Source organism: Frigoribacterium sp. NPDC087798 (assembly GCF_044742985.1).
In the GTDB taxonomy this organism is placed as follows: Bacteria; Actinomycetota; Actinomycetes; order Actinomycetales; family Microbacteriaceae; genus Frigoribacterium.
On record NZ_JBIUVP010000002.1, the window covers coordinates 416,278 to 439,690 of the forward strand.

Genomic DNA, 23,413 nt, shown 5'->3' on the forward strand with positions numbered 1-23,413 from the left:
GACGGCTCAGTAGTCGGTGCGGTGGTCGTGGCTCGCCCACGCCTCGAACGGCGCCGGCGCGTTCGCCGGGCGTACCTCGTCGACGGGGAGGTCCCAGGTCGACCGGTCGCGCGCGAACAGTTCGTAGAACTCGAGGTCGTCGAAACCGCCTCGCGCGGCGTCGTGCCGGTCCGCGGCGTACACGACCCGGTCGACCCTGGCCCAGAGTGACGCCGAGAGGCACAGCGGGCACGGTTCGCACGAGGTGTAGAGGGTCGTGCCGGCGAGGGAGAAGTCGCCGACCGCCCGGCACGCCGCCCGGATCGCGGTCACCTCGGCGTGTGCGGTGGGGTCGAGGTCGGCCGTCACCCGGTTCCGACCCTCGGCCACGAGTTCGTCGCCCCGCACGATGACGGCCCCGAACGGTCCGCCCCCGTTCGCGACGTTCTCGACGGCCAGTTCGATGGTACGGGCCAGCCAGCGGGCGTCGTCGGCGTCGGTCACGGTGTCTCCTCGGGGTGGGGCGGGGGTGGGGCGGCTCGGCTCGACGAGGCTCATGCGAGACCCGCGGAGGCGCGCCACGCGTCGTGGGCCGGCGGGGCGTCGTCGCGCAGCACGGTCGCCTCGATCAGACCGTACGGGCGATCGGCGGCCCAGAAGACCTCGCCCGGGTTCTCGAGGCCGAAGGGCGACAGGTCGTAGGCGAAGTGGTGCTTGTTCGGTGCCTGCAGGCGCACCTCGACGATCGAGGGGATCGCCTCGAGGACGGCCGTGCCCATGTGCCACAGGGTCTGCTGCAGGGCGAGCGACTGCAGGGTGGCGAACTCGCGGACCATCAGGCGCTTGACCTCGGCGTACGTGGCCTCCCAGTCGACGTCGGTCGTGCCGAAGCGCCACTTCGCGTCGAGCGCCGTCGCCATGACCCGGTCGTGCGTCTCGGGCAGGGTCGTGAACTCGTCGGTCAGGAACCCGGCGAACTCGGAGCCGGTCGACTTGAGCAGGACCAGGTCCTTCAGCCCGCCCACGACGTACTCGCCGGTGCCGTCGACCGTGACGGCGGCGGTGCGGACCTCTTGACCCGAACGCAGCCAGGTGTGGTCGTGCTCGCTGCCGTCGACCACGGCCCGCTGCCAGTCGTACTGCTCGATCTCGATGCGGGCGCCCGTCACGGGTTCGACGTCGTGCACGAAGTGGCGGGCGAGCTCGAGCCCGAAGCGCTCGACGGCTTCGACGCCCTTCGACTTCGCGAACGCGAACGCGGTGTTCTTCTGGGTGTCGGTCGGCAGGACGGCACTCTGGTCGCCGCGGAGGTACGCCGCGTCGAAGGGGCCCCGCAGTGCCGTCGTGACGTTGACGTCGCGGATCTCGTGTCGGGGCCCGTCGCGGTAGAAGCGCACGAGCCGCGACTCCGCCTTGCCGTACTGGTTGTCGCCGAGGATGATCGCCATGCGGCGATGATCACACAACCGTGTGAACGACTTGTTTCACGATCGACGATTTGTGAACAACTCGTTTCAGAGGGCTTATCGGGGCGAGGCGTCGACTCGCTACTGTGCTGGGCATGGCGATCTCCGAGGCGACCCCCGCACCCCCGTCGGGCCCCGTTCCCGCGACCCCGATCCTGCAACCCCTGTCGCCCGGCGACCGTGGCGATGCCCTCCCCTACGTGCCGGCGACACTCGCCACGACCCTGTGGGGGCGCTTGCCCTGCGCCTCCGACGAGCCCGTGCTCACGATCGACCCGGGCACGGCCGTCCTCATCGACACCCTCAGCCACGAGGGCGTGCTCGAAGACCAGGGCCGTGATCCTCGGGCCTTCTTCGCCCGCCACGGGGTGCCCCCCGAGCACGTGCTCGACGACGCGGTCGCCCTGGCCGCCGCGAGCGACGACCAGCACGGTCGCGATCCGGGTGCCGACGGCCCGCACGTCGTGACGGGCCCCATCGCGATCCGCGGCGCCCAGCCCGGCGACGTCGTCACGATGACCCTGCTCGACGCGACACCTCGCGTGCCGTACGGCGTCATCTCCAACCGCCACGGTCGCGGGGCCCTCGCCGGCGAGTTCCCGCTCGGCGCCGATCCGGTCAGCGTCTTCGCGGCCGTCGACCACGAACCCGACGGCTCCCTGGTCGGCACGTTGCCGCTCGTGCCCGGTGCCGGTCACACGGTGCGGTTCCCGCTGCACCCGTTCCTCGGCATCATGGGGGTCGCCGTCGCGGGCGACGAGCGACCGCACTCGGTGCCACCGGGTCCGCACGGGGGCAACGTCGACATCGCCCTCCTGACCGAGGGCGCGTCCCTGCACCTGCCGGTCCAGGTGCCCGGGGCGCTCGCCTACGTCGGCGACCCGCACTTCGCCCAGGGCGACGGCGAGGTCGCGCTCACCGCGATGGAGGCCAGCCTGCGCGTGACCGTCCGGTTCGACCTGGTGCCGCGCGCCGAGGCCGTGGCGCTGTTCGGCGAGATCTCCGGGCCGCTGGCCGAGACCGCCGAGTCGCTGGTGCCGACCGGCCTCGACGAAGATCTCGACGAGGCGGTCCGCGCCTGCGTCCGAGCGGCGATCGACCTGCTCGAGGCCCGCTACGGCATGGACCGCAGCCTCGCCTACGCCTACCTCTCGGCGGCGACCGACTTCGACATCTCGCAGGTCGTCGACCTCGTCAAGGGCGTCCACGCCCGCATCCGCAAGGCGGACTTCGGTGGTTGACGCGACCGGTAGACCGCCGGGCCACCCCGAGGAGGCACGGGTCGGCTCGGGCACCGTCCCCACCTCGGTCGAAGGCGAGCTGCCCGACGGACTCCTCGGGGCGTTCGACGCCTACGAGCGCGCACTCGCCGCCGACGACCAGGCCGCGCTCGCCGCGGCCTTCGAACCGACCGCCACCGTCATGCGCGCCGACGCCGGTGGGCTGCTGGTGGGGCACGACGCGATCACGGCCTTCCGGGCGAGGCGCGGGTCCGGCCCTGTGCGACGGGTGGTCGAGTGCCACGTCCAGGTCGTCACCGCCGACGTGGCGACCGTCGTGTCGGTCAACGCCCCGGCCGCCGGGGGTCGTGGTGTCGTCACGCAGCTCTGGCGCCGCGATCCGGATGCCGGCCCGGGGGGTGCCCGCTCCTGGCGGATCGCCTCGGCCCAGGTGCAGGCGTCGCCGCCGGCGATCGACCGCCGGGTCTGGCGGGTCGTGGGCGAGCCGCTCGTCTCGGGAAGCCGAGGGGACGACCCGACCGGCACGGCGCCTCCTGCCCTCTCGGGCGAGACGGTCGCCGTGAAGGACTTGTTCGCGGTCGCAGGCCACGCGATCGGGGCCGGCGTGCCTGCCCGGCTCGCGGGTGCGGCCCCCGAGTTCCGGCACGCGGCCGCGGTGCAGCACCTGCTCGACGCCGGGGCCGACCTGCGCGGCATCGCGCAGACCGACGAGTTCGCGTACAGCATCGCCGGACGCAACTCGGCCTACGGCACCCCTCCCAACCCGGCCGTGCCGGGTGCGATCCCCGGCGGCTCGACCAGTGGCCCGGCGGCGGCCGTGGCCCTCGGGCAGGTGAGCATCGCCCTGGGCACCGACACCGGCGGATCGCTCCGCGTGCCCGCGTCCTACCAGGGGCTCTGGGGCATCCGCACCACCCACGGGGCGGTCGATCGCGCCGGGCTGCTCCCGCTCGCGCCGAGCTTCGACACGGTCGGCTGGCTGACCCGCGAGGTCGACACCCTCCGTCGGGCGGCCCGAGCGTCGGTGTCCCTGGCCGACCAGGTGTCGGTCGAGCCGTCGTACGTCGTCGATCCGCGGGTGCTCGCGTCGGTCGAGCCCGGCGTGCGTGCCGGGTTCGTGAGGGCTCTCGACGAGGCGACCGCCGCGGGGCGGGTCGAGCGTCCCGAGGAGGTCGTGCTGGGCGACGTCGCCCACCTCTTCGAGCTGTTCCGCGTGCTGCAGGCCTTCGAGGCCTGGCAGTCCGACGGCGACTGGATCACCGAGCACCCGGGCGAGCTCGCCGCCGACGTGTCGGCCCGCTTCGCGTTCGGCGCGACGGTCTCGCCTGGGCAGGCCGAGGAGGCGCGGGTCGCCCTCGGCCACGAACGTCGTCGTCTCGAGGCCCTGCTCGACGGCCGGGTGCTGCTCCTGCCCAGCGCGTCCTCGGCCGCGCCCGCGCTCGGTGCGACCGCTGCCGAGGTGGACGCCGTGCGCTCGGCGACCCTCGGGCTGACCTGCATCGCCGGCGTGCTCGGCGCCCCCGCCGTCTCGGCGCCGGTCCTCGAGGTGCCGCTCGCCTCCGGGCGGAGCGCGCCCGTCGGGCTGTGCCTCGTGGGCCCCCGCGGGGTGGACCTGTCCCTGCTCGATCTCGCGGCGACCTGGGCGACCTGATGCCCGCCTCGGACGGTGCCCGCCGAGTTCACCTGGTTGAAACACGGGTTGCGTAGGGTGGGACGGGTGAAACGCGTCTTCCAGCCGATCGACCCGCCCGCCCGCCTCCTGATGGGCCCCGGCCCGATCAACGCCGATCCCCGGGTGCTCCGCGCGATGTCGGCGCAGCTCGTGGGGCAGTACGACCCGGCCATGACCGCCTACATGGACGAGACCCAGGCGCTCTACCGCGAGGTGTTCCAGACCTCGAACGAGCAGACCCTGCTCGTCGACGGCACCTCGCGCGCCGGCATCGAGGCCTCGCTCGTGTCGCTGATCGAACCGGGCGACAAGGTGCTCGTGCCCGTCTTCGGTCGCTTCGGCCACCTCCTGCGCGAGATCGCGGAGCGCTGCGGGGCCGAGGTGCACGTCATCGAGGTGCCCTGGGGCCAAGTCTTCCCGCTCGAGACCATCGTCGAGGCGATCGAGCGCGTCCAGCCGAAGCTGCTCGCGGTCGTGCACGGCGACACCTCGACGACGGTCGCCCAGCCCCTCGAGGGGCTCGGCGAGGTCTGCGCCCGTCACGGCGTGCTCTTCTACACCGACGTCACGGCGTCGATCGTCGGCAACGCCTTCCGCACCGACGAACTCGGCCTCGACGCCGTCAGCGCCGGCCTGCAGAAGTGCCTCGGCGGCCCCTCGGGCTCGTCTCCCGTCACCTACGGCGAACGGGCGGTCGAGGTCATCCGGGCCCGCACGTCGATCGAGGCGGGCATCCGCACCGACGGCGACACGACCAGCAGCCGACGCATCGCGTCGAACTACTTCGACCTCGCGATGATCTTCGACTACTGGGGTCCTCAGCGCCTCAACCACCACACCGAGGCGACCACCATGCTCTGGGGCGCCCGCGAGTGCGCCCGCCTCGTCGTCGACGAGGGCGTCGACGCCGTGGTGGCACGACACGAGCTGCACGGCCGCGCGATGCTCGCCGGGGTGCAGGGGCTCGGCCTCGAGACGTTCGGCGACCTCGCGCACAAGATGAACAACGTGGTCGCCGTGGTCATCCCCGACGGGGTCGACGGCGACCGGGTGCGCGGTGCCCTGCTCACCGACTTCGGCATCGAGATCGGCACCTCGTTCGGCCCGCTGCACGGCAAGGTCTGGCGCATCGGCACGATGGGCTACAACGCCCGTCGCGACACCGTGCTCACGACGCTCGCCGCGCTCGAGGCCGTGCTCCGCCGCGAGGGCGCACCGATCACGAGCGGGGGCGGCGTCGGGGCCGCGTACGACGTCTACCTCGACGCCGACCGGGCAGGAGGCGCGGCGTGAGCGACGAGGCCCGCCTCGTCCTCGAACGCTGCGACGCCCTGGCCGCGGTCTCGAGCAGCCCCACCGGCATCGAGCGCGTGTACCTCTCGCCCGAGCACGCACGGGTGAACGCGATGGCCGGCGAGTGGATGCGACGGGCCGGCATGACCACCTGGCGGGACGCGGCCGGCAACCAGCGCGGCCGCTACGAGGGCACCGAGCCCGGCCTGCCCGCCCTGCTGCTCGGCTCGCACCTCGACACGGTGCCCGACGCCGGCCGCTACGACGGCATCCTCGGCGTGCTGCTCGGCATCGCCCTGGTCGCGCGGCTCGAAGCGTCCGACACCCGTCTGCCGTTCGCGATCGAGGTCCTCGCCTTCGGCGACGAAGAGGGCACCCGTTTCGGCACCGCCCTGCTCGGTTCCCGTGCGGTCGCCGGCACCTGGCTGCCCGAGTGGTGGTCCCTGGCCGACGCGTCCGGCACGACGCTGCACGAGGCCTTCATGGCGTTCGGCCTCGACCCGGACCGGGTCGGCGACGCCGCCTACGAACCGGCCGACGTGATCGGCTACCTCGAGACCCACATCGAGCAGGGCCCCTACCTCGAGGAGGCCGACCGGGCGCTCGCCGTCGTCTCGTCGATCGCCGGGGCACGACGTTTCGAGCTGACGCTGACCGGGGTCGCCGGTCACGCGGGGGGCGTCCCGTTCCACCGTCGGCACGACGCGCTCGCCGGGGCCAGCGAGATCGTCCTCGCGGTCGAGCGACTGGCCCGAGAGGCCGACTGCATCGCCACGGTGGGTCGCCTGCAGGCGTTCCCCGGCGGCGTCAACGTCATCCCCGGTCTCGTCGAGTTCAGCCTCGACCTCCGCGGCGAACTCGACGACCGACGCGACGAGGTCTGGGCCGGCATCCAGGCCGTCGCGGCCGAGGTCGGCGAGCGTCGAGGGCTGACCCTCTCGGTGGACGAGACCCACCGCGCGCCGGCCGTGGTGGCCTCACCGCGCCTCCGGGGGTTCGTCCGCGACGGCATCGTCGCGACCGGCGACACCGACCCGATGGTGCTGTTCTCGAAGGCCGGGCACGACGCCATGGCCGTCGCCGAGCTGACCGGGTGGGCCATGCTGTTCGTCCGCTGCGGCAACGGCGGCATCAGCCACCACCCCGACGAGATCGTCTCGATCGACGACGTGGCCGTCGCTCTCGACGCCTTCGAGGCCGCCGTGCACGCGGTCGCGGCGGCGCATCCGGCGCAGGCGCATCCGGCGCAGGCGCACCCGGCGCAGTCGCAGGCGCAGGCCCAGGCGCAGGCGCGCCCCCAGACCCAGACGCAGGGGCCCACGTGAGCGACCAGGTCGAAGGGGCGGGCATCCGTGACCGGATCGACTCGGGCTACGGCCGCCTCTCGCCGCGCGAACAGCGGGCCGCCGACTTCATCCTCGACCACCTGGACGACCTCGCCGTCTACACGGCGACCGAGATCGCCGAGCAGAGCGGCGTCTCGAAGGCGACGGTGTCGCGGTTGTTCCGGCGGCTCGGCTTCACCGACGCCCAAGAGGTGCGCGACCAGGCGAGGGCGTCGCGGAGCCGGGGCGTCCCGGTCGGCCCGGCCCGCGCCTCCGGCGGCATCGCCGAGCACGCCGAGGCCGAACGTCGCAACCTCGACGTGATGCTCTCGGGGCTCGGCGACGGCCGACTCGAGCGGGCGGCCGCGCTGGTCGCCGGCGCCGAGCGGGTCGTCGTGGCGGGGTTCCGCAACAGCTACCCGGTGGCCCTCCACCTGCGGCAGCAGCTGGTCCAGGCACGGGACGACGTGCGCGTCGCGCCGCAGCCCGGCCAGTCGATCGGCGAAGAACTCGTCGGGCTCGGAGCACGGGACGTCGTCGTGCTGGTGGGGTTCCGCCGCCGTCCGGCCGGGTTCGCCGGCGTCCTGTCGGCGCTGGCCGCCCGCGGCGTGCCGGTCGTGCTCGTGGCCGATCCGTCGTTGCGGGGAGTCGACGTGACCGTGAGGCTCGACTGCCCGGTCGAGACCCCGGCCCCGTTCGACAGCTACGCGAGCGCCATGAGCCTCGCCGCCCTGCTGGCCGGTGCCGTCCTGGCCGAGACCGTGTCGGCCGCCCGGCCCGAGGGGGGTCGGAGCCGCGTGGCCGAGATCACGGGGCTCTACGCCGAGCTGTCCGAACTCGAGTGACGCGCGCCGCACCGGCCCGCGACGAGGACGCACCGACGCCCCCACGGCCCGTAGGCCGAGGGGGCGTCAGGGTGTCGGACGACCGGGTCAGCTCGTGGCGAGCCGGCCGGATCAGCTCTTGGCGAGCTTGTCCTTGACGACACCGACCGTCTTCTCGACGATGTTCGGCACGGGGGTCGTCCCGTACAGGCGCTCGTCGGGCTTGGTCGGCGCGGGGAAGGGCACGCCGCTCGTGGGGGCCTCCTCGTAGGTGAACTGGCCCTTGCCGTCGGGCGAGGGCCCCTGGGCCCAGGTGCCCTCGGACGCCGCGGCGCCGTCCGAGAAGTTGTAGAACTTGTACTCCTCGGTCTGGATCTCTTCGCTCATCGGGAAGTTGCTCGGGATCGGCAGCTCCTCGTGGCCCTCGGCCATCAGCTCACGGGCGGCGGCGACCCACTGGTTCTGGTGCGCCGTGTCGCGGGCCAGCAGGAAGCCGAGCATGTCCCGCACTCCCTTGTCCTCGGTCATGTGGTAGAGCCGGGCGACCTGGAGGCGGCCCTGCATCTCGGCGTTCGCGTTCGCGATGACGTCGGCCAGCAGGTTGCCGGAGGCCGTGATGTAGCTGCCCGACCAGGGGTTCCCGTTCGAGTCGACGGGGCGGGCGCCCGCGCCCGCGACGATGGCGGCCTGGATGTCGGTGCCGCCGACGACGGCCGCGATGACCGGGTCGTCCTGCACGGCCTTCTCGGTGGCGCCGACGGGCGCCTTCGCGAGCAGCTGCGAGATCATCGTGGCGATCATCTCGACGTGGCCGAACTCCTCGGCTCCGATGCCGAAGATCATGTCGCGGTACTTGCCCGGCAACTTGCTGTTCCAGGCCTGGAAGCCGTACTGCATCGCGACGGTGATCTCGCCGTACTGGCCGCCGAGGATCTCCTGCATCTTGTGGGCGAGGACCGCGTCGGGCTTGGTGGGTTCTGCTTTGTACTGGAGCTCTTGCTTGTGGAAGAACATGGGACTCCTATTCCCTCGGGGGCCGTGACCCCGGTGTCGGTCCACGTTCTCTCCGTCCCGCGACGGGCGTCCGAAGTCTCGAGACCGGTTGACAACGGCCGTCCGGATGCGCAAGTGGCGAGCACGACCTGGGGTCGCCGTCAAGGGGCGGACCCGGGTGCGCCTCCTCGGGTTGTATGGCGACGAGTGCCCCCGCGACGACGCGGGGCCGAGTCGACGGGAGTGGGACATGACCTCGAAGAAGAAGACGGGGGTGGCGGCCGCGACGGGGCTCGCGTTCGCCCTGGTGGCGACGGGCTGCAGCGGCGGCGGGCAGGGGGAGGCGACCGATTTCTCGACCTCGGCCTCGGGTCCGCTCGAGGCCTGGGCGTTCGACAACGCCGACGACGTCGGCGAGGCCCGCATCGCGTACGCGGCGGACGCCCTGCCCGACGTCGACGTCCAGCTCGACCAGACCACCTTCGACGCCCAGAAGTTCACGACGCGCGTGGCCAGCGGTGACGTGCCCGACGTCGTGCAGATGGACCGCAACTTCGTCGCGACCTACGCGGCCCAGGACCTGATCCAGCCCGTCGACGCCTGTTACGCGGCGAACGACGTCGACCCCGGCGAGCGGTTCTACGAGTCCGTCGCGGCCGACGTCACCTACGACGACCAGATCTGGGCCGTGCCGCAGTTCTTCCAGCCCCCGGCGATCATCGTCGACCGGCGCGTGCTGCAGGAGGCCGGCCTCGGCACCGACGACATCGACACGAGCGACCCCGACCGGCTCGTCGCCGCGGCCGAGGCGATGTACCAGGAGTCGGGCGGCGACCCGACCCGCCTCGGCTTCGACGGCGTGTGGGCGAGTCAGGCGGCCCTGTTCATCCTGGGTCAGGGCGGGCAGATCGTCGACGACGACGGGAAGCCGACCCTCGACGACCCCCGCAACGTGGCCGGCCTCGAACTCGAGAAGCGCCTGGCCGACGCCCAGGGCGGCTACGCGGTGGGCAAGAGCTTCTCGGACACCTTCGACACCTTCGGTGACCGCAACCAGTTCGTGGCCGACCAGGTCGGCGCCCAGATCGCCGCCCAGTGGTACGTGAGCGTCCTGTCGCCGTACCGCGACGAGGTCGACATCACGGCCGTCCCGTTCCGCGACGCCGACGGCGACCCGTTCGCCGTCGCCGGCGGCACGGCCTACGTCGTCCCGGTCGGCGCCGAGAACCCGGACGCCGCCTGCGCGTGGGCGCTCGCCCTGACCGAGCAGGACGCCTGGCTGGCCGCGGCGGAGGCCCGGGCGGACTCCCTCGCCGAGACGCCGGGCGCCGTCAACGCCGGACTGTTCACCGGGTCGCCCGCCGCCGACGACGCCATCCGCCAGCAGTACGTCACCCCGAGCGGCGACCAGGGGTTCGACGAGACGATCGCGACCTACTACGACGCCGTGTCGTCCGGGACGACCGTGGGCGCGTCGCCCGCCGGGCAGCAGATCCAGAGCGACCTGCAGAACGCCGTCACGAGCTACCTGCTCGGCGACAAGTCGGCCGAGGAGGCGCTGGCCGACGCCCAGCGCTCGTCGCTGCGGGCGTACGAGCGCGCCGTGGGCTGACCCGCGCCTCCCCGTCCCACCGTCAGGGGGTCACGTCCTCGACCGACGTGACCCCCTGACGCTTGCCCGGCCCGGACGCTCAGCCCTTGCGGGCCTGCGTCGAGACGCCCTCGATGAAGTACCGCTGGCCGAAGGCGAACAACACCAGCATGGGCAGCGTCACGAGCAACGCGGCGACCATGACGAGCTGGTAGTCGCCCTGGCCCCCGTTCGTCGGGCTGAACGTCGTCATCGCGTACGACAGGCCGAGCGGCACCGTGTAGCCCTCGACCCCGCCGCTGTTGAGGTAGATCAGGGCGGACTGCAGGTTGTTCCAGCTCGACTGGAACTCGAAGAGGAAGACGATGACGAACGAGGGCACGGCGAGCGGCATCGCGATGTGCCGGAACAGCCCGAGGTAGCCGACCCCGTCGAGCCGTGCCGCCTCGAACAGCTCACGGGGCAGGCCCCGGAAGAACTGACGCTGCAGGAAGATGTAGAACGCCGAGCCGAAGAGGTTCATGCCGAACAGGGGCACCCACGTGCCGATCAGGTCGAGCTGTTTCCAGATCAGGTACTGCGGCACCATGGTCACGGCACCGGGCAGCATCATCGTCGCGAGGACCAGCCCGAACAGGAACGACCTCCCCGGGAACCGGAAGTACGCGAAGCCGAACGCGACCAGCGAGCTCGACACCGTCACCAGCAGGGCGGCGATCAGGGCGATCGCGACGCTGTTGACCATCCAGGCGGCGAGCGGCAGGCGCTCCCAGACCTCGGCGTAGTTGCTCCATTGCACGTCCCGGGGCCAGAGCAGGTTGTCGAACACCTGCGAGCGGGGCTTCAGGCTCGCGGCGAGGAGCCAGGCGAACGGGTAGACGAACGCCAGGGTGCAGACGCCGAGCAGCAGCCAGACGACGACGCGGCCGACGGTCGTCCGCGGCCGTCGCCGGCCCGGGGCGGGGTCGAGCGACACGAGGTCGGTGGTGACGGGCTGGACGAGACGGTCGGCGGTCTCGGCGGGCAGGACGGCCATCAGCGGTCTCCCTCGTAGTAGACGAAGCGGTTGCTCAGCCGCACCTGGACGAGCGTGATGAGCAGGATGATGACGAAGAGCAGCCAGGCCATCGCCGACGCGAAGCCGAAGTCGAACTGACGGAACGCCTGCTGGAACAGGTAGACGCCGTAGAACAGCGAGGACTCGGGCGACGCGTTCGTCTGGTCGCGCCAGAACAGCAGGTACGCCTGGTCGAACACCTGCAGGGCGGCGATCGTCAGCACCACCGTGGCGAAGAAGAGCGAGCCCGAGATCATCGGGACCGTGATCGAGAAGAACTGACGGACCCGGCCGGCGCCGTCGAGCGACGCGGCCTCGTAGAGCTCGCGGGGCACGTTCGCCAGCGCGGCGAGGAAGATCACCATCGTGCCGCTGACACCCCACAGCGTCATGATCACGATGGACGGCTTCACCCAGGTCGGGTCGATCAGCCACTGCGGTCCGTCGATGCCGATCACCGCCAGGCCCTCGTTGATCGCTCCCGTGTTGCCGTTCAGCAACAGCAGGAAGACCGCGGCGGTCGCGACCGCCGGCGTCATCTTGGGCAGGTAGAAGACCGTGCGGAAGAACCCGCCGGCCCGTCCCGACCGCGCGAGGAGCAGGGCCAGCGCCATCGCCACCACGATCTCGAGGGGCACGGCCAGCACCGCGTAGAACAACGTGTTGCCCAGGGAGCCCATGACCCGCGGATCACGGAACAGCTCGGCGTAGTTGTCGAAGCCGACGGGCGTCGCCGTGTCCGTCGCCAGCCGGTAGTCGCTGAACGAGATCACCAGGCTGTAGAGCATCGCCCCGAGGGTGAACACGCAGAACCCGACGATCCAGGGGCTGATGAACAGGTAGCCCGCGATCGCCTCGCGGCGTCGCATCGAGGAGGCGCGGGTCGGGCCGGTCTCCGGCGTCCCGGCTCGTGGGCGTCGGCCCGGTGGGCGTCCGGGCCTCGCGGTGTCGACCGCGTGGGCGTTCGTCATGGTGGGTCCCCTCCGGCAGCACGGGCGAGCGCCGTCGCGCGCCTCGGGTGCGTCCTTCTCAGGACCAGAACAGCACCGTTCGCCTCGGGAGGACCGCTTCTCGGGGTCGTCAGTGCACGAGGGCCGGCCCGTGACCCGGCAGGACCACGCGGGCGCGGCGGTCGACGAGCCGACCGTAGGTGCGCCCCGCCTCGGCCAGGTCGGAGTGGAAGATCGGGTGCAGCATCTGCACGCCGTCGAGCCGCGAGGTCGGGTGGCCGGTGACGAGGGCGTCGCCCGTGACGAGCACGTCGTCGTCGGGCAGCGCGAAGACGGTGTGTCCGGGGGTGTGGCCCACGGCCGTCGTGGGGACGACGCGATGACCGCTGAACGTGCGGGTCACCCCGAGCTCGAGCGGCAGGACGTCGGCCACCGCCACGTCGCCCAGCCCACCCGCGCGCACCGCGTGCAGCACCCACCGGGCGAACCGCGGCTTGTACAGGTGCGGCAGCACGTCGCGGACGCCGACCTGGTGCAGCTGTTCGCGCGTCACGTTCGGCACCTCGGCGGGTGCCGCGAGGACCTCGAACCGGTGTCGCCGGCGCAGGGCGGTGATCGTGCCGATGTGGTCGCTGTGCCCGTGCGTCACGAGCACCGACGTGAGTCGGGCGTCGCCGTGGCCCGTCGCCGTGGCCACGGCACGCAGGGACGACTCGACCAGCTCGTGGTCGGCCGGGTAGCCCGCGTCGACCAACGTCAAGGTGTCGTCACCCCCGAGGATCGTCCAGTTCGACGCCGGACCCTGGACGAAGTGCACGCCCGGTGCGACCTCGACGGGAGCCGCCGCCTTCTTCGGGCTCACGCCGCGCCCCCGGCGCCGGTGCCGCCCCTCACGAGGCGACCCCGGTGTCGGGGCGGACGAGCAACCGCGCAGGAGGCGCGCTCGGCCCCGCCAACCGGCCGCCCACCCACGTCGCCGCGACCTCGCCGAACAGGCGTGCGTCGTCGTACGCGGTCACGGGGTTGCGGTGCGAGAGGTCGTCGACGTCGATCGTCACGGGCGTCTCGGGGGCGAAGGCGACGAGGTCGGCGTCGGCGCCGACCGAGATCCGCCCCTTCGTCGGCAGGCCGACGAGCGCCGCCGTGCCCCGGGACATCCATCCGACGACGGCCTCGAGGGGGATGCCGCGCTGCCGTGCCCCGGTCCACACGGCGCGGAAGCTCAGCTCGAGGCCCGAGATGCCGCCCCACGCCACGGCGAAGTCGCCGTGTGCGGCGTCGGGGCCGCCGGCGAACTTGAGCTCGCGGGTCGACGGCGAGTGGTCGCTCGCGACGACGTCGATCGTGCCGTCGACCAGCGCCTGCCAGAGCAGTTCGCGGTTGGCCTCGCCGCGGATCGGCGGGCAGCACTTGAACTGCGTCGCCCCGTCGCCGATGTGCTCGGCGTCGAAGGTCAGGTAGTGCGGGCAGGTCTCGACCGTGAGCCGCAGTCCCTCGGCCTTGGCCGCCCGGATGGTGTCGAGCGCCGTCGCCGACGAGAGGTGCAGCACGTGGGCGCGTCCACCCGTGGCGCGCAGGGCGTCGACCACGTGCTCGATCGCCGTGCGCTCGACCACGTCGGGACGCGAGCGGACGAACGCCTCGTAGGCCGCGCCTCCTGCTGCGGGCACCTCGGGCGCCCCGGGCGCCTCGGTCGGCGAGGCCGCGGCGGCGTCGAGGCCGTCGGGGTCCTCGGCGTGCACGATCAGCAGACCGTCGAAGACCGCCAGTTCGGCCATCGCCTGGTGCAGCTGCTCGGTCGACAGGTGCGGGAACTCGTCGACCCCCGACGGCGAGAGGAAGGCCTTGAACCCGAAGACGCCGGCCTCGTGCAGCGCCCGCAGGTCGCCCGTGCCGAGGTTCGCCGGGATCGCCCCGCCCCAGAACCCGACGTCGACGACCGACTGGGGGCCCGCGGCGGCGCGCTTCTGCTCGAGGGCGTCGACGGTCGTCGTCGGCGGGATGCTGTTGAGGGGCATGTCGACGATCGTCGTGACGCCCCCGGCGGCGGCGGCACGGGTCGCCGTCGCGAAGCCCTCCCACTCGGTGCGTCCGGGCTCGTTGACGTGCACGTGGCTGTCGACGATGCCGGGCAGCAGCACCTGTTCGTCGGGGAGGGTCACGTCGACGGTGGCGTCGACCTCGTCGGTGAGGCCGCCGATCGCGACGACGCGGCCGTCACGGATGGAGACGCTCGCCTCGCGCCAGACGCCGTCGACCCAGGCGCGACGGGCCCGGACCACCAGGTCGTGCCGCACGGCGTCAGCCACGGGTCGCCCCGGCCGCCGCCGCGGCCGCCTCGGCCTCGCGCGCCTCGAGCTCTTTCCGTCGCTCGCGCAGGAGGTGCCCGGTCAGTGCGACGAGCAGCGTCAGCCCGCCGGCGACGCCCATGCCCACGCCGATGTGCACCTGCAGCAGGAGGGCACCGACGCCCGCACCGGCGAGGATGAGCACCACGGCGAGCACGCGCCGGGGGAAGTTCTTGCCCGTGCCGCCGGCGAGCTTCGACTCGGACGCGAGCCCGACGATGGTCGACGTGACCACCACGGTCGTGACGTCGGCCACGGCGATCTTGCGCGCGGCGGCGGCCTGCAGCCCCATCGCGGCGCCCAGCAGGCCGGTGATCGTGAAGGCCCACGGCGTGTTCTCTTCGGGCACGACGAAGAAGGTCGAGATGCCGAGGCCGAGCAGCACGCCGCCGGTCACGCCGAACGAGGTCGTGCTGCGGCCCGACCACCCGGCACGGCCGCCGCGCAGCACCCGGCCGCCGATCGCCGCTCCGAGCAGGAACGCGGCGAGGGCCACGATCGGGCCCACGATCGGCAGACCGTCGGCCTGGGCGATGGCCATGCCGAGGATGACCACGTTGCCGGTCATGTTCGCGGTGAACACCCGGTCGAGGCCGAGGTAGCCGACGGCGTCGATGATGCCGGTGGTGAACGTCAGCGTCAGCATCATGACGAGGTGCATGCGCGCCTGGTTGCGGCGGAACTTCTTCACGGGGGTCCTCAGGTGCTCGGCGCCGGGGCACGGCGGGGCGGGCGACTACGGCGACGTCGGCGCATCGGTTCTGCCGTCGATCGTATTGTCGCGGCTCGCTCGCACGCGAACCCCGGGCCGTGCCTGTGGACGAGAGGGGCCGTGCCCGGGGACGAGAGGGGCCGTGCCCGGGGACGAGAGGAGGCGCGGGCGAGGGCACCCAGGACGGACCGGCTCAGCGGCGGTGGACGACCAGGGTGTCGGCGAGGCCGGCCGTCGCGTCGGCGGCCACCGTGCCGGTGCGGGCGAAGTCGGCCCAGATCTGGCGCACCTTGCGGCCGCGGCGGTCGACGTCCTCCCAGTCGGTGGTGCCGACCAGGCGGGTGTGCGCCCAGGCCTCGCGGCCGCCGAGCAGCAGCGGCAGCTCGGTGATGTGGGCGGCGCCGAACGCCGTTCCCTCGGGCTCCCAGGTGAACTCGAACGTCGAGACGCGCCCGCCCGCGGCGCGGTGCCGCTCGGCGAAGGCCCGACCGGCCCGGTGGTAGACGGCCTTCGTCGTGGCGTCGATCATCAGGCGTCGGATCGCCCGGCCGACCACGGGCAGGCCGAACATCCGCTGCAGCAGGGGGGAGAACTCGGCGAACACCGCGGTCTCGTCGGCCGTCGCGCCGATCAGCAGGTCGATCTCGGGCGCGACCTCGCGCCACGCGGCGTCGGCGGCGGACTCGGTCGGCAGCGGTGCCCGCCCGTACTGCAGCCCGAAGGCCATGCCGCCGCGCAGGCCGAAGCGCTTCGCCGCCCGCTCGGCCACGGACTGCCCGGCGAGCAGCTCGTCGAGCGGGGCGTCCCTCCGCGGCGTGCCCACCGCCTCCGTCATCGCCTTCACCATGCGACTGCGGCCGCGCACGATGCCGAGCGGGGCGCTCTGCACGATGGCCCGGGCGAAGAGCCCCCGGGCGCCCTCGCTGATCATCAGGTGCGCGATCGCGTCACCGCCGGCGGACTGGCCGAACAGGGTGATGCGGCTCGAGTCGCCCCCGAACGCCTCGATCGTCTCGTGCACCCAGCGGACGGCCGCGAGCTGGTCGAGCAGCCCGAGGTTGGCGGGCACCTCGTCGCCGACGCCGAAGAAACCGAGCATGCCCAGCCGGTAGGTCACGGTGACGACGATCACTCGCTGCTCGGCGACGAGGGCGCGCGGGTCGTAGACGCGCAGGTCGCCCGCCCCCGAGACGTACGAGCCGCCGTGGATCCACACCATGACCGGCACGCGCTCGTCGGCGAGCAGGTCGGCGGGCAGGGTGATCGAGAGGCGCTGGCAGTGCTCGTCGTCGACCATGCCGACGGCGGCGCCCTCGATCAGGGCGTCGAGCCCGGGCGACGCGACCTGCGGTGAGGCGGGGGCGCGGTCGAAGGCGAGCAGCGGGGAGGGCCAGGGTGCGACCGGACGCGGCGGCTCGAAGCGGTCGGCCTCGGCGTAGGGCACGCCGAGCACCCGCACGACCTCGCCGTCGACCCGGCCCACGATGCGGCCCGACGGGGTGTCGAACTCGCGGCGGGCGGCGCGGTCGTCGGTGTCGACGACCGGTTCGCCGGGGGCGGTCGGCGTGCTGGCGGTGGGGCGGGGGGCGTCCTGGGTCACCCGACCATGGTGCCCCTCACCGCCCGTCTAGGCTCGCGGGATGACCGCCGACACCCCTCCCGCCCCCGGGTTCTACCGCCACTTCAAGGGCGGCCGTTACGAGGTGCTGGGCACCGCCCGCCACAGCGAGACCGACGAACCGCTCGTCGTCTACCGCGCGCTCTACGGCGAGCAGGGCCTCTGGGTGCGGCCCCTCGCGGCCTGGTCCGAGCACGTGCGACGCGACGGGCACGACGGCCCGAGGTTCGCGCCCGAGGGCTGACCGGCCCACCCGGTGGCCGGTGCGCCCACCGTGCGGCGGTCGAGGGCGAGCCGAGGAGGCGCGGGGCGGGTCAGCGAAGTCACAGCCGGTTGATAGCCCCGCGGCCGGACACTCGGCTCATGAAGTTCTCACGTCGCTCCCAGCACCCCCAGGGTGCAGCCACAGACGGGGGCGTCGCGGACGACGCGACCCGCACCGCCGACCCGGCCGCGGCCGCGACGCCCTCGACCGCGCCGCCCTCGGCCGCGCCGCCCTCGGCCGTGCCGCCCGTGGCCGCGCTGTCCCCGGCCACGCTGCCCCCGGGCATGCTGATCGCGGGGGCCTGGGCCTGGCGCCTGCTCGCGGTCGCCGCCGCGCTGGCCGTGCTCTTCTGGCTGATCGCCACGCTCGAGGAGATCGTGGTGCCGCTGCTGATCGCGATCCTCGTGTCGGCGTTCCTGGTGCCGGTCGCGGGGTTCCTGCACCGGCACCGGTGGCCGCGGTGGCTCGCCATCGTGGCCGCGTTGCTGGCCGGGGTGGTCGTCGTCGGGGGCCTCGTGCTGCTCGCCGTGACGCAGATCCGGGCCGGACTGCCGCAGATCGAGAAGCAGTCCGTCGCGCAGTACGACCAGCTGACGACCCTGCTCCAGGGGCCGCCGTTGAGCCTCACGAACGCCGACGTGACCGGCTACCTCAAGGACGCGCAGAACGCGCTGCAGACCGAGAGCAAGGCGATCCTCAGCGGCGTGCTGTCGATCGGCACCGCGGCCGGGCACCTGCTGGCCGGGGGACTGCTGACCCTGTTCGCCACGATCTTCCTGATGATCGACGGTCGCGGGGTCTGGGCCTGGACCGTCCGCCTCTTCCCGAAGGCGGCGCGCCCCGCCGTCGACGGAGCCGGCCAGGCCGGCTGGCACACGCTGACCTCGTTCGTCCGCGTGCAGATCGTCGTCGCCGCGGTCAACGCCGTCGGCATCGGCCTCATCGCGTTCTTCCTCGGGCTGCCGCTCGCCGTGCCGATCGCGATCCTGGTCTTCCTGGCGTCGTTCATCCCGGTCGTCGGGGCCATCGTGACCGGCGCGCTCGCCGTGATCGTCGCCCTCGTCTTCGCGGGGCCGGTCCAGGCCGTGGTCATGCTCGCCGGAGTGCTCGTCGTGCACCTGCTCGAAGCCCACGTGCTGCAGCCGCTGGTCATGGGCTCGGCCGTCCGCGTGCACCCGCTCGCGGTGGTCTTCGCCGTGGCGGGAGGGTCGTACGTGGCCGGCATCCCGGGCGCGCTCTTCGCCGTGCCGACGGTCGCCGTGCTCAACGTGATGGTCAAGTACGTGGCGACGGGGGCCTGGCGTCGGACCCGCGTCGCGGACGACCTCGTGGCGGCACCCGAGGCGTCGTGATCGCGAGCCGCTGACCTGCCCGGCCCGCGCCTCCTTCGCTCGGATGAGCGAGGCGCGGGCCGATGTCATCCGCTGGGATGATGCGCCGGACTGCCCGGTTCGACAGTGCATTGTGTGGTTCTACTCAGGAAGTCTCTGCATACTCGTCACTTCGCCCGGGCGCGTGCGCCCCTCCCGATCGAGTCCCGACTCGGCAGGGCAGCTGCGGCGGACGAGTCGGGGCCCCACGGCCTCGCGAGACCGACACCGACCTGTCACGGCTTCCCCCGCCTCTGCCGCGGGGCCCCGCCGCCCCGAGCGCCCCGCGCCCGTGCGGCATCGCCGTGTGCGCCCTGCCCGACCGGAGGCGCGGGTCGGCCGAGCACGAGGACCACATGACCCCCGAGAACACCCCTGCCTCCGGCGCGGACGCCGCGACCGCCGCCGAGGCTCCCGCCACGCGCCGCTCGCTCTCCGCCGGACGCCGTCGCACCGCCCGTCGTCGCCTTTCGCTGATCGGTGGCGTCGCCGCGGTCGCCCTCGTCACCGGCACCGGCTTCGCGGTCACCTCGATGTCGGCCGCCGGTGCCGACACCATCTCGGCCGAGCAGCACGCCGCCGACGTCAAGCAGCAGAAGGCGGACATCGCCACCTCGTTGGCCCAGGCCAAGGCGCGCTCGACGATCCAGATCGCGAACCAGGTCGTGGCCTCGACCTCGAGCCGGACCGACGCCAGCGACTTGCAGACCCAGGTCGCCTCCCTGGCCGACTACGAGAAGCTCGACGCCTCGACGCTGAACGACCGCGTCGAGAAGACCGCGCTCTCGGCGCAGACCGTCCAGTCGGCCGCCGCCGAGGCCGACCGACAGGCCGCTGCCGCCGCCGCTGCCGCGCAGGCCGCCGCAGAGGCCCAGGCAGCCGCCGAGGCGAAGGCCGCCGCCGACGCCGCGGCCGCCGCCGAGGCCGCCCGCGCCGCCGCCGACAACTCGGTCGACGGGGCCAAGGCCACGGCCCAGTCCCTCGCGTCGTCCCAGTACGGCTGGGGCAGCGACCAGTTCTCGTGCCTCGTCTCGCTCTGGACGAAGGAGTCGGGCTGGAACTACAAGGCCTACAACCCCAGCGGCGCGACCGGCATCCCGCAGGCGCTGCCCGGCAGCAAGATGGCCTCGGCCGGGAGCGACTGGGCCACGAGCGCCAAGACCCAGATCACCTGGGGGCTCGGCTACATCAAGTCGGTCTACGGCACCCCGTGCGGCGCTTGGTCGCACTCGCAGTCCGTCAACTGGTACTGAGCGGGTCGGCCCGGGCTCGGGTCGCACCGCCTGCCGGGCGTCGCACCGCCTCCTGAACGTCGCACCGCGGAGATCCGCGGTGCGACGTTCAGTTCGTGGTGCGATGCGACGCCACGGGGGCGCACTGCCGCGCCACGGGCCTGCACTGCCGCGACACGGGGGCGCACCGCCGCACCACGGGGGCGCGACCGCTAGTTCTGCGGGGGGATCGTCTGCCGGTCGGTGGGCTTGTCGGTGGTGACCGGTGTGGGACGCGGGCTCGGGCTGGTCGGGCCCGGCGACGGCGTCACGATGCCGTCGGTGGGAGGCGCGGGCGCCGGTGTCGGGCTCTCGGGCGTCGCCGACGGGCTGACGCTCGGGCTGACGGTCACCACGGGGTCGCCGTCGTCGTCGCTGCAGGCCGTCAGCAGCCCCGAGACGAGCAGGACCGTCGCCGCGGCCACCCCCGTGCGAGCAGTGGTCGTGAGCAGCGTCCGCGTCGTCGTCCCCATGTCGGGAGCCTACGCGCGGCGGGTTCCGGGCATCGCGGACCGCGGACCCGACGTCGTCCGGGTCAGACCGCGCCCACCAGCGTCCACGCCCCGCCGTCGCGGCGCGTCACGCGTCCCTGGACCACGTCGGCCAGCTCGCCCACGGTCGCCTCGACGACGGCCCCGATGCGGTGCGCGGGCTCGTCGGCGGCGCATTCGTAGCGCACCACCAACCGCGGCTCACCGCGCACGAGTGTGACGTCACTGGCCTCGACGGTCGTCAACCCGGCCGCACTCGCAGCGGCCGCGGGCAGCACCGAGTCGGGCCGCACCCCGGGTCGCAGGGTGCCGACGGTGAGCGTGACGCGGTACGAGGGCATGCGCTCATCCAACCCGCCACCACCGACATCGAGCGACGGTCCCAGCAGGGTCGCAGCCGCTTCACGGCGGACCCCGAAACACGTTCGACTCACGACCGTGCCACCCTCTGGTCATGAAGCGCACCGCGTCCGCCCGGCTCGAGTTCGACGTCGACGGCCCCGCCGAGTTCGTCCTGTCGATCGCCGCCTCCCGCGCCTACGCCGCGCCCGACGCGGTGGCGCAGGCCGGCACCGCCCGCATCACCGAGGAGGCGCTGGCCGTCACCCAGCACGGCGCACCCCTCGAGGTCCGCGAGCTGCACGACCACCACGGCACCCTCCTCCACCTGTGCGAGGTCGGGGCCGGCCGGGTCACCGTCGACTACCGGGTCGTCGTCGACGGACGACTCGACGAGCCCGCCGTCGACGACCTCGACCTCGTGCGCTACCGGCGCCCCAGCCGCTACTGCGAGTCGGACACGCTCAGCCCGACCGCCCGCGCCGAGTTCGGCGGGCTCGAGGGGCGCGAGCTGCTGGCCGCGGTCGCGACGTGGGTCGGCTCGCACCTCGCCTACGTGCCTGGGGCCAGCGCGCCGACCGACGGCGCGGTGCAGACCCTGCTCGACCGGCAGGGCGTCTGCCGCGACTACGCGCACCTCGTGATCGCCCTGCTGCGGGGGCTCGACGTGCCCGCGCGCCTCGTCAGCGTCTACGCCCCGGGCCTGTCCCCGATGGACTTCCACGCCGTGGCCGAGGCCTTCGTCGACGGTGCCTGGCACGTGGTCGACGCGACCGGGCTGGCCCCGCGTCAGACGCTCCTGCGCATCGCGACCGGACGGGACGCGTCCGACACGGCGTTCCTCTCGAGCCACGGCGGCCGCGTCACGGTCGCGGGGATGCAGGTGGGAGCCGTCGCCGACGAGCTGCCGCGCGACGACGTGAGCACCTTCGTCAGCTTCGGGTGACCGCCCGCCGGCACCGCGCCTCCTGCGCCCGCGCCGCCCCTGCCTGCCGCCCTGCCCTGGGCCCGACCCACCGCGCCACGAAGTAAACAGGCCGCCACACGATCGCGTGGCGGATCGTTTACCTCGTGGCGGTGTGCGCGAGGCGGCGTGCGCCTGCCGGGTCCGGGTCAGTCCTCGCGGTGCGCCAGCTTCGCGCCCTCGCGCGCGCGGACGGCGGGCTCGTTCTGGTGGACGCCCGCGGGCCAGGACGTCGGTCCGGCCGACCCCGCCGGGTACTCGTCGATCGCGACCTCGCCGGACTTCCAGGCCTTCACGACGGGGGCGACGATGCGCCACCCCTCCTCCGCCGAGTCGCCGCGCACCGAGAGCGTCGGGTCGTCGTCGAGGATGCCCTCGAGCACCTCGCCGTACGCCGTCAGGTCGGCCGCGCCGAAGTCGGCGTGCAGGGAGGCGCGCGACAGGTCGTACGAGTCGCCCGGGCCGTTGACGTTCAGCTCGAGCGACATCTCGTCGGGTGAGATCGCGATGCGCAGGCGGTCGGGGGTGCCTCCGCCGACGAACTCCTTCGGGACGTGGGTGGGCGGCCGGAACGTGATGACGATCTCGCGGCGACGCGAGGCCAGGGCCTTGCCGGAGCGCAGCAGGATCGGCACGCCGGCCCACCGCCAGTTCGCCACCTCGACGACGACCTCGGCCAGCGTCTCGGTCTCGAGCGACGCGTCCACGCCGTCCTCGTCGACGTAGGCGGGCAGGGTGCGGCCGTCCACCTCGCCCTCGCCGTAGCGGGCACGGCGGGAGTTCGCGACGGCGTCGTCGTCCCAGACGTGGGTCGCGCGCAGCACCAACTCCTTCTCGTCGCGCAGGTCGGCCGCGCCGAGCGTGGCGGGAGCGTTCATCGTCAGCACGGCCATCACCTGCAGCAGGTGGCTCTGGATCATGTCGACCATGGCGCCGGCGTGGTCGTAGTAGCGCGCGCGGTTCTCGAGGCCGAGTTCTTCGTCGTAGACGATCTCGATGCTCTCGACGTGCTGGTTGTTGAGCATGGGCTCGATCAGGCGGTTCGCGAACCGCAGGCCGAGCAGGTTGAGCACGGTCGAGCGGCCCAGGAAGTGGTCGACACGGTGCACCTGGTCCTCGTGCACGAGCTTCAGCACCTCGCGGTTGAGCTTCTTCGCACTGGCGAGGTCGGTGCCGAACGGCTTCTCGAGGGCGAGCGCCGTGCCCTCGGGCAGGTCGACCTCGCGGAGGGCGGCACAGGCCTTCTCGGTGATGGCCGGCGGCAGCGCGAAGTAGATGGACGGAGGCGCGTCACAGGCCTCGAGGAGGCCGCGGAGGCCGTCGGCCCCGGTCACGTCGGCCGTGACGTACGTGGTCGACTCGAGCAACGCGTCGACGGCGGGGCCGCTCGCGTGGACGCTGTCGAACGACGTCTTCACGCGTGCCTTCCACTCGGCATCGGTGTACTCCTCGACGCCGGCGCCGATCAGCTGCACGCGTCGGGGAGGCTCGATCGACAACAGGCCGCCGAGGCCGGGCATCAGGAGGCGCGCGGCGAGGTCCCCGCTCGCGCCCAGGATCAACAGGGTCGCCGGCTCGAGGGCCTTCTTCGCACTCATGCCGTGAACGGTAGTGGGCCGCGCCCGGCCGCGCCCGGGAGGGGGT

General features: G+C 73.1%; 22 protein-coding genes. 10 read left to right on the forward strand and 12 right to left on the reverse strand.

Annotated features, from left to right (window positions below; genetic code table 11):
* Positions 1-6: 6 nt before the first annotated feature.
* Both ACIOSR_RS08955 and pucL read right to left on the reverse strand, forming a co-directional pair.
* Positions 7-483 carry a nucleoside deaminase gene (locus tag ACIOSR_RS08955; protein ID WP_267659226.1) on the reverse strand — a complete coding sequence of 159 codons (477 nt, stop codon included), beginning with the start codon at positions 481-483 and terminating at the stop codon, positions 7-9.
* A 50-nt stretch (positions 484-533) separates the two neighbouring features.
* The gene (gene pucL / locus ACIOSR_RS08960) at positions 534-1,427 is read right to left on the reverse strand and encodes a factor-independent urate hydroxylase (protein ID WP_402752402.1); all 894 of its coding nucleotides are present in this window, start codon (positions 1,425-1,427) and stop codon (positions 534-536) included.
* Positions 1,428-1,540: 113 nt separating this feature from the next.
* On the opposite strand from pucL, the gene ACIOSR_RS08965 reads away from it, so the two are divergent.
* From ACIOSR_RS08965 to ACIOSR_RS08985, 5 genes are all read left to right on the forward strand, one after another.
* Entirely contained in the window at positions 1,541-2,686 is a 1,146-nt protein-coding gene (locus ACIOSR_RS08965; RefSeq protein WP_402752403.1) for an acetamidase/formamidase family protein, read from the forward strand.
* Positions 2,679-4,337 carry an AtzH-like domain-containing protein gene (locus ACIOSR_RS08970; RefSeq protein ID WP_402752404.1) on the forward strand — a complete coding sequence of 553 codons (1,659 nt, stop codon included), beginning with the start codon at positions 2,679-2,681 and terminating at the stop codon, positions 4,335-4,337. The genes ACIOSR_RS08965 and ACIOSR_RS08970 overlap by 8 nt, the downstream gene beginning before the upstream one ends.
* 111 nt (positions 4,338-4,448) lie before the next feature.
* Positions 4,449-5,651, forward strand: coding sequence for an alanine--glyoxylate aminotransferase family protein (locus ACIOSR_RS08975; RefSeq protein ID WP_123571496.1), 1,203 nt, complete (start codon positions 4,449-4,451; stop codon positions 5,649-5,651).
* Entirely contained in the window at positions 5,648-6,976 is a 1,329-nt protein-coding gene (locus tag ACIOSR_RS08980; protein WP_402752405.1) for an allantoate amidohydrolase, read from the forward strand. Before ACIOSR_RS08975 ends, ACIOSR_RS08980 begins: the two co-directional genes overlap by 4 nt.
* A complete protein-coding gene (locus tag ACIOSR_RS08985; RefSeq protein WP_371740448.1) occupies positions 6,973-7,821 on the forward strand; it encodes a MurR/RpiR family transcriptional regulator in 849 nt (282 codons plus the stop codon). Before ACIOSR_RS08980 ends, ACIOSR_RS08985 begins: the two co-directional genes overlap by 4 nt.
* Positions 7,822-7,932: 111 nt before the next feature.
* Here the strand turns inward: ACIOSR_RS08985 and ACIOSR_RS08990 are convergent, their stop codons facing one another.
* Entirely contained in the window at positions 7,933-8,814 is an 882-nt protein-coding gene (locus tag ACIOSR_RS08990) for a manganese catalase family protein (protein WP_173153655.1), read from the reverse strand.
* A 229-nt stretch (positions 8,815-9,043) separates the two neighbouring features.
* On the opposite strand from ACIOSR_RS08990, the gene ACIOSR_RS08995 reads away from it, so the two are divergent.
* Positions 9,044-10,405, forward strand: coding sequence for an ABC transporter substrate-binding protein (locus ACIOSR_RS08995; RefSeq protein WP_402752406.1), 1,362 nt, complete (start codon positions 9,044-9,046; stop codon positions 10,403-10,405).
* A 79-nt stretch (positions 10,406-10,484) separates the two neighbouring features.
* Here ACIOSR_RS08995 and ACIOSR_RS09000 read toward each other — a convergent pair whose 3' ends face one another.
* The 6 genes from ACIOSR_RS09000 to ACIOSR_RS09025 all read right to left on the reverse strand — a co-directional run bounded on the left by ACIOSR_RS09000 (position 10,485) and on the right by ACIOSR_RS09025 (position 17,051).
* Positions 10,485-11,420, reverse strand: a complete 936-nt coding sequence (locus tag ACIOSR_RS09000; RefSeq protein ID WP_402752407.1) for a carbohydrate ABC transporter permease — start codon at positions 11,418-11,420, stop codon at positions 10,485-10,487.
* A complete protein-coding gene (locus ACIOSR_RS09005; protein ID WP_402752408.1) occupies positions 11,420-12,412 on the reverse strand; it encodes a carbohydrate ABC transporter permease in 993 nt (330 codons plus the stop codon). The genes ACIOSR_RS09000 and ACIOSR_RS09005 overlap by 1 nt, the downstream gene beginning before the upstream one ends.
* A gap of 109 nt (positions 12,413-12,521) precedes the next feature.
* A complete protein-coding gene (locus ACIOSR_RS09010; RefSeq protein ID WP_402752409.1) occupies positions 12,522-13,253 on the reverse strand; it encodes an MBL fold metallo-hydrolase in 732 nt (243 codons plus the stop codon).
* 28 nt (positions 13,254-13,281) lie between these two features.
* Positions 13,282-14,700, reverse strand: a complete 1,419-nt coding sequence (gene allB, locus ACIOSR_RS09015) for an allantoinase AllB (protein WP_402752410.1) — start codon at positions 14,698-14,700, stop codon at positions 13,282-13,284.
* Positions 14,693-15,430, reverse strand: coding sequence for a DUF1275 family protein (locus ACIOSR_RS09020; protein ID WP_233568464.1), 738 nt, complete (start codon positions 15,428-15,430; stop codon positions 14,693-14,695). Before ACIOSR_RS09020 ends, allB begins: the two co-directional genes overlap by 8 nt.
* Before the next feature lie 214 nt (positions 15,431-15,644).
* Positions 15,645-17,051 (reverse strand): carboxylesterase family protein, encoded by a 1,407-nt coding sequence (locus ACIOSR_RS09025; RefSeq protein WP_402752411.1) that lies wholly within the window; start codon positions 17,049-17,051, stop codon positions 15,645-15,647.
* Between the two features lie 40 nt (positions 17,052-17,091).
* Here ACIOSR_RS09025 and ACIOSR_RS09030 point away from each other — a divergent pair, with 40 nt between their 5' ends.
* The 3 genes from ACIOSR_RS09030 to ACIOSR_RS09040 all read left to right on the forward strand — a co-directional run bounded on the left by ACIOSR_RS09030 (position 17,092) and on the right by ACIOSR_RS09040 (position 19,957).
* A complete protein-coding gene (locus ACIOSR_RS09030; protein WP_159827969.1) occupies positions 17,092-17,313 on the forward strand; it encodes a DUF1653 domain-containing protein in 222 nt (73 codons plus the stop codon).
* 119 nt (positions 17,314-17,432) lie between these two features.
* On the forward strand, positions 17,433-18,686 hold the full coding sequence (locus ACIOSR_RS09035) for an AI-2E family transporter (protein ID WP_402752412.1): 1,254 nt from the start codon (positions 17,433-17,435) through the stop codon (positions 18,684-18,686).
* Between the two features lie 374 nt (positions 18,687-19,060).
* Positions 19,061-19,957 carry a hypothetical protein gene (locus ACIOSR_RS09040; RefSeq protein ID WP_082460073.1) on the forward strand — a complete coding sequence of 299 codons (897 nt, stop codon included), beginning with the start codon at positions 19,061-19,063 and terminating at the stop codon, positions 19,955-19,957.
* 191 nt (positions 19,958-20,148) lie between these two features.
* On the opposite strand, the gene ACIOSR_RS09045 is transcribed toward ACIOSR_RS09040, so the two are convergent.
* A complete protein-coding gene (locus ACIOSR_RS09045; protein ID WP_192123020.1) occupies positions 20,149-20,448 on the reverse strand; it encodes a hypothetical protein in 300 nt (99 codons plus the stop codon).
* A gap of 62 nt (positions 20,449-20,510) precedes the next feature.
* Positions 20,511-20,807 carry a hypothetical protein gene (locus ACIOSR_RS09050; protein WP_043596776.1) on the reverse strand — a complete coding sequence of 99 codons (297 nt, stop codon included), beginning with the start codon at positions 20,805-20,807 and terminating at the stop codon, positions 20,511-20,513.
* A 113-nt stretch (positions 20,808-20,920) separates the two neighbouring features.
* Between ACIOSR_RS09050 and ACIOSR_RS09055 the strand changes: the two genes are divergently transcribed.
* Positions 20,921-21,751, forward strand: a complete 831-nt coding sequence (locus ACIOSR_RS09055) for a transglutaminase family protein (RefSeq protein ID WP_402752413.1) — start codon at positions 20,921-20,923, stop codon at positions 21,749-21,751.
* A gap of 167 nt (positions 21,752-21,918) precedes the next feature.
* On the opposite strand, the gene ACIOSR_RS09060 is transcribed toward ACIOSR_RS09055, so the two are convergent.
* Positions 21,919-23,367, reverse strand: a complete 1,449-nt coding sequence (locus ACIOSR_RS09060) for a glucose-6-phosphate dehydrogenase (protein ID WP_402752414.1) — start codon at positions 23,365-23,367, stop codon at positions 21,919-21,921.
* Between the last annotated feature and the right edge of the window lie 46 nt (positions 23,368-23,413).